A 14,228-nucleotide genomic window follows, 5' to 3' on the forward strand; every position below is an offset into this window, starting at 1 on the left:
TCACGGCCGACAAGCACATGGAGGGCGTCCGCCTCACCCGCTGGCTGCTCTCCCCCGTACCCACGTTCAAGCTGTGGCGGCGGATGAAGCTGTGGGAGCTGCGCAGTTACGAGCAGGTCATCAAGCTCGAACAGGACCGGCTGATCTACCAGGCCCGGCTCCAGGCCCGCTTCGGCCGCAACTGGCGGCGCAAGGCCCCGATCGAGTCGATGATGCCGCTGCGCCTGGCGAAGTACGGCGTGCCGCTCGCCGAGACCGCCCCCGCCGGCCTCGCCGCCGCAGGCATCGAGGAGCCCATCCTCACCGCGGTCGAACGGGTAGGCGCCGAGGGCGAGGCACCTGTGCTGTCCATCGGGCATCAGCGGACGGGGGAGCCGGGTACCGAAGTGGCCCGGACCGCTGGGGCCGGGCACGAGGCGTTGGCGAGCGGCCTTGCCACCAGCGTTCCGGAAGCCGCGCCGACGAGGCCCGGACCGGCTCTCCCGGACGTGGACTACCTCGCAGCTGCCGAAGGCTACGTAGCCCAGAACGGGCACTTCCCCGACGCCGAGCAGTTCGGGCTCTTCCTCGCCCAGTACAACGTCATCGACCCCTCGACCCGCAGGCCGCTGCCCGGGACGCTGCTGGACCCCATACTCGACGAGCTCTGGACCGAGCACCACGAGAGGTTCATCCGCCAGGACCAGGCCCCGAGCGGAGACGGAAGCTCCACCGAACCCGAGCCCGAAGGGTCCAACCACGGACCGGAGACCCGTGCCGAGGAGCTGCCCGGGCAGCCCAGCGGGACCAGCACCTGGTTCAACTCCGCCCCGAAGCCACCGGCAGAGGACGCGGCGCAGGACCGGTTGGAAGACGTGGAATCCTGGAACGGAGCGTCCGGAGACACTGCACTCGCCGACGCACGTCCCGATTCCAGCGGCGTTCCAGCGGCTGCGGCGGCCGGCGGAGCGACGGCGGACCGGACGGGGGAGGGGCGCCGCGTTGTGCAGGTGCGGATCCCCGACGGCGAGGAGCCCGACCAGGCGTCGCCCTCCAACGACCGCGACGATGAACAACCCGAGCAGGAAGAGACACCGGACCAGGAACCAACCCCTCTCACAGGCGCGGAGCTGGTGGCGGCCCGCTACCGGGAGCTGCCCGCCGAGGAGCGTTCCAGGTCCGCCAACTCCCTCGCCCCGGAGCTCGCCGAGGGCACGGGCTACACCGTTGGAACGGTGCGCAAGTACCTGGGCGACATCAAGCGCGCCGAGCGGGAGGCCGCCGTAGCCGGTTGAGCACCCCATCTTCCACCTGGCGCCCGGAGGATTCCAGGACGTCCGGCCATCGGCGAAGCAACCTGTCTCCCTTGGTGATTAGAGCCCCCGGTCGGTATCCAGCACCAGCAGGTGGCACTGCCCCGGCCGCACCCGGAGCCCTTGATGCGCACCGTTGTCGGGAGTCCGCCAGGAAACCTGGAACCGGGTTGGAACGAGCTGACCTGCGGTTTTCCAACTTGCAGACCATCTGGCCGCTCCTGCTTCCCCGGTGTGCGGTACCCGGATCGGGCAGGAAAGAGCCATCAGCCAGCGCGAGGGACGGGGTCACGTGGGCAAGGATGCTGCGGGTGCCGGACATCGGGATCGGTCACCCGGCTCGTTGGAACTCCGGCAAGACATCACCGTCACTCACCACGCCGCCGACTTGGAACTCAGCCCGGTCCCGAGTCCTGCGGGGTGAGTTCCATTCCAACTCACCACCATCGCGGCCGGCTCCTTGAGCGCCTTCACCGAGCGCGACATCGGACGGCAGGGATAGCGCAGCGCCCCTGGACAGATGGCTTCGATGGATGTCAGTGGCGCATGACAGGCTCCGCTCATGATCAAGGAACATGACGGCGGGCTGCTGGCCGGGCTCGGCGACATCGACTGGGCCCGCCTCCACCACGCCTACGGCAGTGCCCACGACGTCCCCGGCCAACTGCGCCTGGTGTGCTGCGACGACGAAGTCTCCCGCAAGAACGCCTGGCTCCACCTCTTCAACACGATCTTCCATCAGGGATCCCGCTACACCTCTTCTGCGGCAGCCGTACCGTTCTTCGCCCGCATCGCAAGAAGCGGCCCCCAGCACGCACGCCCCACCGCGCTGGAAATGCTGACCCGGCTAGCGGTCGACTGGCACGACGAGTACACCCTGCCCGCAGGCATCGACACCGCCACCTGGCGCACCGTTGCGGCTGAGAACACGCCGGAGAAGATGGCGGCCTGGTACGGGGAACAGCTTGCCGCCGAGGATGATCCCGAGCGGCGACGCATCCTCAAAGGGGCGTGGGACTTCTGCCTGGAGGGTGGGACGCCCGACGCCCACGCGAGCACGTTGCCGTCCTACGACGCCGTCCGTACTGAACTACACCTCCTATACACGCTGCTGGAGGACCCAGACCCCGAAATACGCGTCCGCACTGCCTATCTCCTCGCCTGGTTCCCCGAAGAAGGCACCCGCACTATCCCCCATCTCATGGCCTGTCTGGACCGCGAACAGCACACGCAGACCACAGCAACCGCTCTGGTGGCGGCAGGACTTATCGGTGACCGCTCGCTGCTCCCCCGACTGCAGCCTTACCTCGCCGTGCCAGAACCACTGGTGCGGTGGGGGGCCGCCACCGGGCTCGCCCGCCTGCTGACGACCGGCTCCCGCCCTGACGCCAGCGACGAGGAACTCATAGCTCGGGTGATCGAAGAACTGACGCAGGCAATCACCACACCCCCGTCGGCGCCTGACGTGCCCGAAGCTGTCTACAACGAGGGCAACATTCGCGGGTACGCCGCCCGTGCACTCGCTCCACTCGCCGTCCACGCATCGCAGCCCGTCCTGCCCTTGATCGTGGACGCCCTCAGCAAGGACACAGCCATTGCCGCCGAAGCCGTCACCGCGGCACTGGCAGGGGCCTTTTCCGGCGAAGCGCCGCCCGGGATCGTTCCGTTCGCCGCTCTCAACGCGGGAACCCAGAACATCCTGCGGTGCGTGGCCCGGCGCGGGCCCTGGGACCAGTACGAAACACCTGTAGAGAACTGCTTGCGTGATCTCGGTCTGCCGGACAGCCCGGCCGCACTGTGTGAATACGTGCAGCCCGCGGACAGCACCCAGTCGCTGTAGGCCGCGTCCCATCCTCCCGGAACTGCGAGTTCACGAGGGAACCCGCGCCAGGCTCAACGCCATTGAGGCAGCCTTGTCGCGGGGTTCCCAGGACGATGCCTGCGAGATTCGGCGAGTACTTCGCTTGCGGGTGGTCAGGGGGCTCGTCACCGTCGAGAAGATCGCCTCAGCCGATCACGGCGACATCGTCGCCGTGATCCTGGACCACAAAGCCACCCTCAAGCAGCTCAGCTAAGACGGCGTCCGCCGCGCAGGTCCTCGTGCAGGACCCCGGCAGCGCGATACTGTACGGGCTCCTCGCCCGCTTGCACCGAGCCTTGGACCACGCAGCCCACCCGGACGGGCCTGGCCGGACACCGGCCCCGGCGTGACTGCGCGCTTCATTTGGCGAGATGCGTCATGCCCGGCATTCACTGACCGCTGCCGCCTGCGAGCTAACTGGCAGAGCCCCTTCATATCTCGGCGGACCAGCAACGACTGGTGAATCTACTCGGGCGAGCTTTGCAGGCCGCAGGTCACCAGCCTTCGCGGAGCGTGCTCGTGCGGCTTGCGAGGCGATACCAGCTATCCGCTTACCTGGGAGGAGGTAGACCAGCACGCCCCGTACCTCTATGACACCAGCAGGCCCAAGGGCGACTCGGCCCGGCACATGGCCGACGTCGAAGCCCGCGCAGTCCCGGTTCCCGACGTGCTCGATGCGCTCCTGGACCAGGTCGAGCAGCCGCTCGACAGGCTTGCGGGCGATGCGCCGTTGGCTGCACTAAGGGCGATCAACCGGCTGGAGCACGTCATCGCAGAAGTCGGTGATGCGGCAGCGTACGGGGCTGAGGCTGACGCGAGGTCTGGAACTGCGATTGGCCAAGGTCTCAGGTTGCCCGAGGAGGAAGCCCGCCGACGTCTGCTCCGATACTCCCTGCGCCGGTGACGCGGCGCGTGGCTGTGGACCTGCACGCAGGCTCGAACGCCACGATGGTGGATCACATGTTGGTGAGGATGTCGTGGGTACCGAGGCAGCTGTGGTGTGCCGGGGGAGGCCTCGGGCCCGTACTGCCAAGTGGCGCGTCCTGCGGGCCCGGAGCCCATGGACCAGGTGGTCTCGTAGACGCCGGAGGCACGCTGTACGCGCTTGACTCGTAGGCCGGGGCGAAACGGTCGGCCGGTGCGCAGGTCGGGTACGAAGGCGTCCGGGAAGACGCGGCGGAAGCTCCGGCGCTGGGCGGCGTGAGGTGCTGGAGGTCGGCGGTGAAGCGGGGGAGTGGCTCGAAGGTGGGCACGGTGGACTCCTCCAGAAAGCACGAAGCCCTCGGCGGGTGCCCGGGGGCGAGGAGTCGGTGAAGTGGCGCGGGGAGCGGCGACTTTGGCCGACGGGTGGGGGAGCGGCACGTTGGTGTACGCGTTGCGGCAGTAGATGTTTCTGCTGTCGGTTTTCGTGGCGTGTGAGGTGCGTGTGGCTGGGTGCCGCGCAGCATTTGCATGGCCCCGGTGGTTACGCGGGGCGGGCACGACATCTCTTGAAATGCCTGCCGTACGGGATCTGCCGTGAAGTTCCGGTGAACTCTCCCGCTCCACGGGGTCGGTCTTTTGTCCAGGTCAGAGCCGGTGTTCGCTGCCGGGATGCTGAGTGTCGCAAAGGTGCAGAGGTGGAACGCGTGGGCGGTACTACGTGCGCGGAGTCGCGTACGGGGGACGGTCAGCGTCCGGTCGGCCGGTCGTTGAAGGACGCCCAGGAGACGGCCGGCCTCCCGCCCGGGAGGTGGTTGGGGCGCGGGTTGGCCGGGCTCGGCAGCCCTGGACCCGGGGGAATGCGACCGCGTGGACGAGCACGGCCTGGCCGTCGACGGCGCGGGCGGGATCGGCCCCGTCACGCAGAGCATGCTCGCCGCAGTGCTGTGCGTGGTCTCGGACGCGGACTGGCTCACCCTGGATCAGCAGGCGCGGCTCCTGGCCGTGGCCTCCGCCGTCACTGGGGCCGGGCGGGTCCTCGCACAGGACCCCGGCGGTGCGATCACGCACGGGCTACCGGCCAGGATGTGCGCAGTCCTCGACCACGCGGCCCGCCCGGAAGGGCCCGCTGGACACCGGCTCAGTAGTTCACCTCACCGGCCAGATCGAGCGCAGGCAGAGGCGGTCTCCCGTCAGCTGCAGGAGCTCTCGACGAAGCCCGGCTGGCGTCCAGTCTTCAGTTGGTCAAGGGTGCTGACCTTCGCCGCCCACGCCCGCTCCCCAGGTACATGCGGGACTTCGAACCCGTCGCGTACGCCGACGGCCTGGTCTACGCGCTGAGCAACGGCGGCCCGCGGTATCCGTCCGTTCCCCGGGGCCCGTTGACGTACGCCACGCCCGCGACGACGCCGAGGTTGGCGGCGGTGGCTGACGCCGCCGTGCCCGACGATCGCCGCGGGCGTCGACCAGGCCGGACCGGCCAGCCTCAGACCTTCCAGGAGCCCTCGCCGCCCCGCGTACGGAAGGCCGGTCACCGGGCGGCCGCCGAGGTGCACGACATCGAAGAGCATCAGGTACGCGGGCACCCGCGCGGCCCTGTACACCGCCCTGGCGGGGGACTGGCGAGCCCTATGCGCTGCTGGAGCCGCTCCAAGTCGCTGTGGACCCGGCCGTCGAGCGCGACGATCTCGCCGTCCAGCACCACCGGGCGGGCATTGCCTACGGCGCGGCGGGAAGACGTCGGCTATGCCGCCTCTGCTTTTCCCGTTCAGGGGAGTCCTGTCTGACCGCTACCGGTCTGGCTCTACCAGGCGCTTGGGATGCCGGTGTTGTCGTGGAGGGGGATCTGGACGCGGATGCGTTTGCCGACCGGTTCGCGGTGGACCGCGAAGCTCTGGCAGACCATGAGGACGAGTTCGAGGCCGTGCCGGCCGATGCGGGTCGGGTCGGCGGGGGAGGCTGCGGGCAGGACGGGGCCGGAGTCCCACATCACGATGTCCAGCAGAGCCCCGTCGGTCTCGAGGTCCAGCAGGCAGGGGCCGGGTGCGTACTTGCAGACGTTCGTGGCCAGTTCGCTGACGACGAGTTGGGCGATCTCGAGCGCCCGGGCGGAGACGCTCAGGCCGTGCTGTGACTGTGCGTTGTCCAGGAAGTCTCTGACAAAGGCGCGGGCGTGCGCGATCTCGCCGGATGCCATGTCGTATCCGGTGCTGCCCCGCACAGTGCCCGTGACAGCCGCTTCCTGCCTGGTCATCGTGAGCTGCTCCATGGAAGTTCCCCCGTCAACACGCGTCGCGGCCAGCCGCGATCGATCAGCTCCTGCCGTCTACCCGGTCCCGTGTGTTTCAGACAGGCCGAAATTGTGCGGGTCGGGTCAGGGGATTCGTGCGGCTTCGAGGGTGGGGTGGATCTGGAGGAAGGTGTCGGCGCCGACGACGCTCACGAGTCGGGCGACGGTGGGGGAGGGGGCGGCGATGCGCAGGTCGGTGCGCTGGTGGGTGGCGAGGATGAGTCGCAGGAACATCGAGTCGGCGAAGGTGATGCCGCTGGCGTCAAGGACCAGCCCGGAGTGCGCCGCGATCAGCGTCTCGATCTGTGCTTCCAACGGGGCGAGGTTATCGATGTCGAACTCGCCGCAGGGCGCGATCACCGGCAGCGTCTGAGTGCTGGACGGTCTGGACTCGTGGGTCGTCATCGAACGATTATCACGCCTGGCCAGGGGCTGGAACCGAGAGGCCCCTGCTTTACAGCCCAACCGGGGGCCGCGGTGACGGATTCCTCCCTCCGTCGCTGCTCGATCGAGGATGCGGGGGTCTGGGCTGCCTGCAGCCGAAGTTGTGCACCTCTGTTCAGCTTCAGAACTGTCGACGTGCCAGAGCCAAGACTCCGCGGGGAGGTCCGCGAGTGCCCGGCCGACCGCCGGGTCCAGGGCGAGGCGCAGGCCGCGCGCGGGTAGACCATCGCCGCCCACTCCCGCCAGGCGGCCGATTCGACGTCGTGCACGGTGTGCCCGACGGGCAACGGCCCGCCGTACGGGAACAGCACCCCGTCGATCTCAACAGCAACATATGAGCATATACCAGGATGGTACGGAAGCAATCACCGGCAAAACCATCAAACCCACTGGCGTGCAGAGGAATTGATGCGGAGCGCCGTACGGAGGGCTCAGCGCAGTCGTGGCTGAACGGGGCGCAGCGAAGCACGACGGGGCGGGAGCCTGACGGCTCGGGTGCACCGGCCTGGCGGCCCGTTCGGCACGGGTGCCCGGCGGCGGCGGGTTGACGCGCCGTCGCGTGCGGGGTCATCCGCTCGCGTTCCCCGGACCGGCTGCTGCGCGCTCTCACGCCCGGGAGGGCCGGGCCGCTGGTCGACCTCGCGTTCTTCGAGGACTCGCGCGACCGGTGCGCGCACACCGTCTTCCACTCCGGACTCCTGCGGGCCGTCACCGCGCCGAGGTCCGGAGCTGGATGAGGCGGGCGATCTCGGCGGCGGTGCGGTTCCAGAAGCGGAGCGCGCCGGTGACGTCGAGGACGGCACTGTCGGGTTCGAGGAGCTGGACCTGCGGGGTGACCTGCTCCAGCAGCGCGCGCAGATCCTCCAGACGGGCGGCGTCGGGCAGTTCGAACCGCAGGTGGACGATGTGCCGCAGCTGCTGCGCGGTGGTGGTGCTCATCCGGCGCTCCCGGGGGAGCGGTGGCCGAGGCGGCGGAGGTCGGCCGAGCGGGTGCCGGCGGGCTGGAGGTCGGCGTAGGGATGGAGGCGGGCTCCGGCGGTGCCGTCGGTGAGGGTCCGGCCGCCCGTGCTGGTCGGGGCGGTCGTCAGTCCGATCCGCTCGGCGTCCGGCCGCAACTCCAACCGCCCGACCAGATCGGTGTCCAGCGACGAGCTCGACCCCGCCCAGCACCGCCGGGCCCTCCTACACCTGGCCGGACAGCTCGGCACCCGACTGCGCACCGACGCCCAGGTCGCCGCCGGCCTCACCATCACCATCCGGTACGCCGACGGAGCCACGACCACCCGCACCCTGCCCGAAAGCACACCACCCGCGTCACCGCCGCCACCCAGCACCGCGACCCCGTCGTCCTGGAGTTGCACAACGCCCCCGAACAGGACCGCTGATAACCACCCGCACCCTGCGCCGACTGGGTTACCTCGCCCTGCGCAACCTTCGCCACACCTCCTTGTCCGCCAGCGCCGGGCCCCTACCGCGCACGTGCCCGACTGCATCCGCCCTGCGGAGAACGGTTCCTGGCAGCCACACCACGGAGGACCGTTGACCTCAGGCCAGCCGAGGGGCAGCACGTTCCGGTGCGTGCAGGGTTGTGAGTCGCTTGAGTCGCTGAACTGGGCAGCGACTCAAGCCGAGCGACTGGGCGCTCCTTCGGTCGCTCCGTCACTAGAGGGAGAAACCGCAGTTCAGAAGCGGGTAGTGGAGCGAACAGCGACTGAAGCGACTGGACTTAGGCATATATCAGGGCCTCCTGTGTGCGCGTGTGCGTCATATATAGCGAGCTTCAGTCGCTTCAGTCGCTGTTGCTGCAGTGTTGTGCCTCTGAGCTGCTGTTTTCGGGAACGCCGTGCGCAGCGACCAAGGGCTCCGGTCGCTGTGCAGCTGGTTCAGTCGCTGGTTCAGCGGTAGTCCCGATTGCTCACTGGCTGGAGACGCGCCCTTTCCGTCACGCCAGCGCCAGCTGCGGGCACCAGTTCGCTAAGGTGTGTTTGTTGTTCAGTCGCTTCGGTCGCTAAGAGGGGGTGCACATGCCTGCTGACCTGCGCATTTCCCCCAGCGACTCACGGGATGAAGGCTCGCTTCCTTCAGTCGCTGACGTGCCACTCGCTACGGCGAGGTGGTGCGCCCGTCAGGGGTGGCCGGTCCACCCCCTGACTCCTGGCCGTAAGACTCCCGCGGCGAACTGTGAATCCTGCCGGCAGCCTGGCCACTCTCATGAGGGATGCACCTGCCCCGCCGAGGGCCGCTGGTGCCACAGTTTTCACGCGGCGACGCTGGACCAGCGTCGCATCGACCGCTGGTGGGGTGGCAACCCCCAGTTCGGTACCGGTGTGGCATGTGGCCCGGCAGGGCTCATCGTGATCGACATCGACGCCCATGCGACGAAGCCTCCCAGCCGCGACAGGATCCTGCCGGGGATCCCCATCAGCGATCAGGTCAACCTCACCGGTCTCACCAACGGCTTCCACACCATCGCCGTGCTCGCGGCCCTGCGCGACATGCCCAGCCCGGCAGAGGACGCGAACACACTGCGCGTGCGGACACCCTCCGGAGGGCTCCACGTCTGGTACCGGGCAGGCGACAATCGCCGCTGGCAGTGTTCCAGCGGCTCCAGCCCAGGGCGTGCTCTGGCCTGGCAGGTAGATGTCCGGGCCCACGGCGGCTACATCGTCGCGCCCGGCACCACCACGACCGCCGGGACCTACACACCGCTGGGCACTGCGCGGCGCCCAGCCGTCCTCCCCGACTGGCTGGCCCAGGAACTCGAACGCACCAGCCACCTCCCCGCCCTGGACGTTCCAGCCCCCCGCGCAGTGCCCCCGAGAGCACAGCAGGCCGTCATCGCCGCGGGCGGCGGCCGCAACCACACCCACAACATCCTCGCCTCCGTGCTCGCACCAGTCGAAGCCTGCGGCCAAGTCGCTGAAGGAGCCGGGTTCTCCGACACCCTCAACCGCGCCGCCTACACCCTCGGCGGCCTCGTCGCCGCAAGCCGTCTCTCCCAGAAAGAGGCCGAGGACATCCTCCTGCAAACGGCGGCCGCCGCCCGCCCGGGCCAGGACCGCCGGGCTGAACAGATCATCCGCAGCGGCATGGCCGCCGGGCTCAAGCGCCCCCTGTACCCCGGGAGCGGCCGATGACATCCCCCGGCAACGACAACACGCTCTTCCACTTCGACCCGCAACTCGTCGCCGCACAGATCCGAGAACAAGCCCCCCTGCCGCTGCCCGCCCAAGCCCTAGCACCCCCCGTCGCGGCTACCTCCGGGGAAGCGACCCAGCACGGGCTCCTGCCGGACACCCTCACCGACCGCGGAAACGCCAAACTCTTCGTCAAGCTCTACGCCAACGACTACCGCCATGTCCCCGGCATGGGCTGGTACAGGTGGGACACCACCCGCTGGCAGATCGACGAGGACGACACCGTCGTCTGGGCTGCCGGCGACCTCGCCGAAAACATCGCCTCGAACGACCCCCGCGGCCTCTACACCACCCAGGCCCTCCAGCAGCACCGCCGCCGAGCACTCTCCACCACCGGCATGAACGCCATGCTCACCCAGGCCAAATCAGCCCCGGGCATGGTCCTCAACGCCGCACGCCTCGACGCCGACGCCTACGCCCTGTGCACCCCCGACGGCATCGTCGACCTCCGCACCGGCCTGCTGAAGACCCCCGACCCGAACAAGGACTTCCACTCCCGCTCCACCTCCGTCGGCCCCCGCCCCAGCCCGACCCCACGATGGAACCGCTTCCTCACCGACACCTTCGGCGACGACGCCGAAGGCACCGAGATGATCGAGTTCCTCCAACTCCTCCTCGGCTACTCCGTCACCGGCGACGTCGGAGGACAAGTCCTGCCCTTCCTCTTCGGCTCAGGAAAGAACGGCAAGTCCGTCCTCCTGGACGTCCTCATGAAACTCCTCGGCGACTACGCGGACGCCGCCCCACCCGGCTTCCTCATGGCCCGCCCCTACGAAGGGCACCCCACCGACCTCGCCGAACTCCACGGGCGCCGCGTCATCGTCTGCTCCGAGGTCAAGCACGGGGACAAGTTCGACGAGGCCCGAGTCAAGCTCCTCACCGGCGGAGACCGCATCAAGGCCCGCCGCATGCGCCAGGACTTCTTCAGCTTCCAACCCACCCACAAGCTCTGGCTCCTGGGCAACCACCGACCCGAGGTCGGCACCGGCGGATTCGCCTTCTGGCGCCGCATGCGCCTGATCCCCTTCACCCGCGTCGTCTCCGACGACCGCAAGATCGACAACCTCGCCGACATCCTCGTCACCGAAGAAGGCCCCGGCATCCTCGGCTGGCTCATCGACGGCGCCCGCCGCTACCTCGCCGGCGACAAAAACCTCACCGGCCCCGAACGCGTCCGCATCGCCACCACCGCATACGCCGAGACCGAGGACCACACCGGCCGCTTCTTCGAGGAGTGCTGCACCCTCGGCCCGGAACTGAGGGCCGAACAGACCGGTCTCTACACCGCCTACCGCACCTGGTGCCAGGAAGAAGGAGCCCCAGCCATGACCTCACGCGCCTTCGCCGCCCGCGCCCGCGAACTCGCCGGCCTGGCCTCCCCGAAGGAAATGATCCTGTCCAACCAGCGCAAGTACTACCCGGGCATCGGACTGCTCCCCGAGCAGGAGAGGCAGGCGAACGCATGAGCTCCCTGATCACCGAGGACGAGATCAGCCACGAGATCGAACTCGTCTGGCTCGAAGAGACCACCGACCTCGACTACGTCCGCCAGAGCCTGGACCGGCTGCCCACCCGCCGCGGGAAACCCTCCTACCACCGCGACGGCCGCATGATCGGCTACGCCCTCCTGAGCCCCCGAGCCAAAGCCTCCCGCTCCTCGGGCACCTTCCGCCGCAGGGTCTTCTGGCTCCTCCCGCACGACCGCGACACCCAACCCCAAGGCCTCTACGCCACCGGCGCCCCCGCTGAAGCCGTTGACCCCCGAACCCTGGCAGCCGGCATCAAGGGCTTCAAGACCGAGCGCTCCGAAGGCGGCCCGCCTTCCAGCGCCATGCAGGAACTCGGCATAACCCTCCCGCTCTGACATCGTCCGTACCGTCGGCAACGAGCGGCTCACCGCCGGAGGCCGGGCCGACCAGGCCGAGGAAACGGTCAAGGCCACCCTCACCGACTGACGCCGCTCAGCCCCCGTACCTGCCCCTGCTGGAGTTCTGATTTAGCGTGACCACTTAGAACTCCTAACGAAATGGGTCTTGGGGAACGCTAGGCTCGGTGGCCATGAGTCAGAGCGGTTCGCAAGCTGCGGCATTCTTCCGAGACGTTCGTGAAAACAGAGTGGTCTGGCTTGTCCGGGATGACGACGGAAGCCCGACTCACCTCTCCGCGGACGGCACGCGAAGTTTGCCCTTCTGGTCGACCTCGCCCCGGGCTCAGAGTGCGGCGAAGATCTGGGGGCGTGGGCTCCGCGTCGATTCCATGCCCTTGCACACCTGGTGTGATCTTGTACTGCCCGATGCCACCAGGGATGGACTCGTGATCGGCACCAACTGGAGCGGGCCGCGTCTGGTCGGCTGGAGCTTCACCTCCAGGGAAGTCCTTAACCGGCTAGCGGCAGCCCGCTAGCCCACGGCATCGGTCACCAGAGCGCGCAATCGCCGCCAGCAGATGAGTGCGCATCCGAGGGTGAGGAAGGCTTCGTGGATGTCGTCGAAGGATCTCCCAGCGGATCCGCAGGCGGCGGAACCAGTGCAGGTGGGCGAATGCGCGCTCCACAACCCAGCGTTGGGTGCCCAGTCCCGAGCCGTGCTCGGTGCCGCGCCGGGCGATCACCGGCTTCACGCCGAGGTCCCAGACCAGGCGGCGGTATTTGTCGTGGTCGTAGCCGCGGTCGCCCAGCACCAGGTCCGGGCGGCGCCAGGGCCGGCCACGCTTGCCCCGCACGGACGGCACGGCCTGGAGGAGTGGGATCAGCTGGATGACGTCGTTGCGGTTGCCGCCGGTCAGGGTGGCGGCGAGCGGGATGACGGTGGCGTCGGTGATCAGGTGATGCTTGCTGCCCGTCCTGCCCCGGTCAACAGGGCTTCGTCCCGCCTTGGAGCCCCCTTTAACGCGCGGATGTGGGAGCCGTCGACGGCCGCCCGGGAGAAGTCCAGGGCGTTCGTGCTGCGGAGCCTGGCGAGGAGGGCCTCGTGCAGTCGCGGCCACACCTCAGCCTCGGTCCACTCGGCCAGTCGGCGCCAGCGGGGCATGCCGGAGCCGAAGCCGATCTCCTGCGGCAGGTATTTGCGGGGTGGCTCGGCCGAAGCCATGGGAAGTCGATGACGAATTGTGGGCGGTGATCGAGCCGCTGTTGCCGTGGCCACCTTCAGCGCTCCGAGCACGCGCAGCACGTCGCTGCGGTAGCTGTTCGTCGATCCTGCCGGGTTGGTCTTCCGCATGCCCGCCATCAGCCCTGCTCCCTCTCCCTCGTTGCTCGTGACCGGCTGTTGCCCGGCCGGGGAGGGCGTCCGCCCCCCGGAACCCGCCGATCAGATCCAGCGCATCAGCACCCCGCACCTGAGCTTCCGGCACGCTGACAAGCCGACCCCGTCGAAGCGGAAGCAGGCCCGCACCGCCTCGCACCTCGGCGCCCTCTCCGACCTGCGCAAGCACGGCCTGTCCGAGAACGGCAGCTCCACCGAAACCGGCGACTCCCTGCGCAACCTGACCACCAAGGGCTTGGAGGCCGCCTCCTGGGAGCTGCGCCGCCCGGCTATGGAGATGGGCTCCACCGCACGCGGCGCGAGTTCTTCCGGGGCCTCCCACCCGATGGCGGTGAACGAGACGGTGATCGCGCTGCTGCGTCCGAAGCCGAACATGGCCAAGCTCGCCGCCGACCCGTCGCACGTCCAGGTCGCTGCCCAGGCCGTCGTCGGCACCCCGGCCGGGATCGGCATGATCGGCTCGTACTGGACCGAGGTCCCGCTGCCCAGGGGAGCGATCCGGACCGGGAGGACGCACCGGTACGGTTCTGAGCATGGTGATCGAGAGAGGCTTGCACGAGGTTTCCGGCGCGGACATTGCCGGGGTACTCGACGAGGCGGCTCGCCAGGGCCTACCCGTGTTCACTCTCCGCACCGCCGGGCGGACTGACAAGGAGGCGTTCTTCGCGGCGGTGCAGGGGGCATTGCGCTTGGACCCTGCGCTCGGACCCCGCATGGTGTGGGACCCCTCTCGGATTCGGTCTGGGGTGGGCTCCACGAGCTGAAGTCGCCCCACGTTGTGATCGTCTGGCCCGACGCCCGGCCCGTTGCGGGCGCCGAGGGTGATTTCTGGATCGCTCTGAGCATCCTCCGCGACGTGGCCGACTCCCTCGCTGAAGCCTGATACACCGGTGGAAGGCCGACCCAGGTCTCCGTCTACATTGCCCCGGCTCCAAGCGGTGGAGAAACAGCGCTGGCGGC

General features: G+C 68.9%; 14 protein-coding genes and 1 pseudogene. 10 read left to right on the top strand and 5 right to left on the bottom strand.

All coding sequences use genetic code 11. From position 1 onward, the window contains the following. The 4 genes from IE272_RS39040 to IE272_RS38255 all read left to right on the top strand — a co-directional run. On the top strand, positions 1-1,274 hold a 1,274-nt coding region (locus IE272_RS39040; protein ID WP_229898124.1), incomplete at its 5' end, for a DUF2637 domain-containing protein. Positions 1,275-1,854: 580 nt separating this feature from the next. Then, entirely contained in the window at positions 1,855-3,132 is a 1,278-nt protein-coding gene (locus tag IE272_RS38250) for a HEAT repeat domain-containing protein (RefSeq protein ID WP_098893182.1), read from the top strand. Positions 3,133-3,256: 124 nt separating this feature from the next. After that, positions 3,257-3,367 carry a S24 family peptidase gene (locus IE272_RS39045; RefSeq protein WP_229898126.1) on the top strand — a complete coding sequence of 37 codons (111 nt, stop codon included), beginning with the start codon at positions 3,257-3,259 and terminating at the stop codon, positions 3,365-3,367. A 414-nt stretch (positions 3,368-3,781) separates the two neighbouring features. Next, the gene (locus IE272_RS38255; protein ID WP_190010357.1) at positions 3,782-4,057 is read left to right on the top strand and encodes a hypothetical protein; all 276 of its coding nucleotides are present in this window, start codon (positions 3,782-3,784) and stop codon (positions 4,055-4,057) included. Between the two features lie 1,821 nt (positions 4,058-5,878). On the opposite strand, the gene IE272_RS38260 is transcribed toward IE272_RS38255, so the two are convergent. The 4 genes from IE272_RS38260 to IE272_RS38275 form a co-directional block, all read right to left on the bottom strand. Further along, complete coding sequence (locus IE272_RS38260) at positions 5,879-6,343, bottom strand: ATP-binding protein (RefSeq protein ID WP_190010359.1); 465 nt, start codon at positions 6,341-6,343, stop codon at positions 5,879-5,881. A gap of 105 nt (positions 6,344-6,448) precedes the next feature. Beyond that, complete coding sequence (locus tag IE272_RS38265) at positions 6,449-6,769, bottom strand: STAS domain-containing protein (protein ID WP_190010361.1); 321 nt, start codon at positions 6,767-6,769, stop codon at positions 6,449-6,451. A 747-nt stretch (positions 6,770-7,516) separates the two neighbouring features. After that, the gene (locus tag IE272_RS38270; protein WP_190010364.1) at positions 7,517-7,747 is read right to left on the bottom strand and encodes an amidohydrolase family protein; all 231 of its coding nucleotides are present in this window, start codon (positions 7,745-7,747) and stop codon (positions 7,517-7,519) included. Next, entirely contained in the window at positions 7,744-7,929 is a 186-nt protein-coding gene (locus tag IE272_RS38275) for a hypothetical protein (protein WP_190010375.1), read from the bottom strand. The genes IE272_RS38270 and IE272_RS38275 overlap by 4 nt, the downstream gene beginning before the upstream one ends. 16 nt (positions 7,930-7,945) lie before the next feature. On the opposite strand from IE272_RS38275, the gene IE272_RS39405 reads away from it, so the two are divergent. The 5 genes from IE272_RS39405 to IE272_RS38300 all read left to right on the top strand — a co-directional run bounded on the left by IE272_RS39405 (position 7,946) and on the right by IE272_RS38300 (position 12,408). After that, the gene (locus IE272_RS39405) at positions 7,946-8,713 is read left to right on the top strand and encodes a DinB/UmuC family translesion DNA polymerase (RefSeq protein WP_373304243.1); all 768 of its coding nucleotides are present in this window, start codon (positions 7,946-7,948) and stop codon (positions 8,711-8,713) included. Positions 8,714-8,832: 119 nt separating this feature from the next. Continuing rightward, positions 8,833-9,945 (top strand): bifunctional DNA primase/polymerase, encoded by a 1,113-nt coding sequence (locus tag IE272_RS38285; protein WP_229898128.1) that lies wholly within the window; start codon positions 8,833-8,835, stop codon positions 9,943-9,945. After that, positions 9,942-11,471, top strand: a complete 1,530-nt coding sequence (locus IE272_RS38290) for a DNA primase family protein (protein ID WP_190010366.1) — start codon at positions 9,942-9,944, stop codon at positions 11,469-11,471. Before IE272_RS38285 ends, IE272_RS38290 begins: the two co-directional genes overlap by 4 nt. Further along, complete coding sequence (locus tag IE272_RS38295; RefSeq protein WP_069757290.1) at positions 11,468-11,869, top strand: DUF6009 family protein; 402 nt, start codon at positions 11,468-11,470, stop codon at positions 11,867-11,869. The genes IE272_RS38290 and IE272_RS38295 overlap by 4 nt, the downstream gene beginning before the upstream one ends. Before the next feature lie 194 nt (positions 11,870-12,063). Beyond that, positions 12,064-12,408: a DUF2750 domain-containing protein gene (locus IE272_RS38300; RefSeq protein WP_190010368.1), complete on the top strand. Its 345-nt coding sequence runs from the start codon at positions 12,064-12,066 to the stop codon at positions 12,406-12,408. On the opposite strand, the pseudogene IE272_RS38305 reads toward IE272_RS38300, so the two are convergent. After that, positions 12,405-13,064, bottom strand: a pseudogene (locus IE272_RS38305) (IS5 family transposase); the annotation flags it as partial. The gene IE272_RS38300 and the pseudogene IE272_RS38305 overlap by 4 nt on opposite strands. Before the next feature lie 157 nt (positions 13,065-13,221). On the opposite strand from IE272_RS38305, the gene IE272_RS38310 reads away from it, so the two are divergent. Continuing rightward, positions 13,222-13,917, top strand: a complete 696-nt coding sequence (locus IE272_RS38310) for a hypothetical protein (protein WP_190010372.1) — start codon at positions 13,222-13,224, stop codon at positions 13,915-13,917. The last annotated feature ends 311 nt before the right edge of the window (positions 13,918-14,228 follow it).

This window comes from Streptomyces anulatus, from assembly GCF_014650675.1.
Lineage (GTDB): Bacteria > Actinomycetota > Actinomycetes > Streptomycetales > Streptomycetaceae > Streptomyces > Streptomyces anulatus.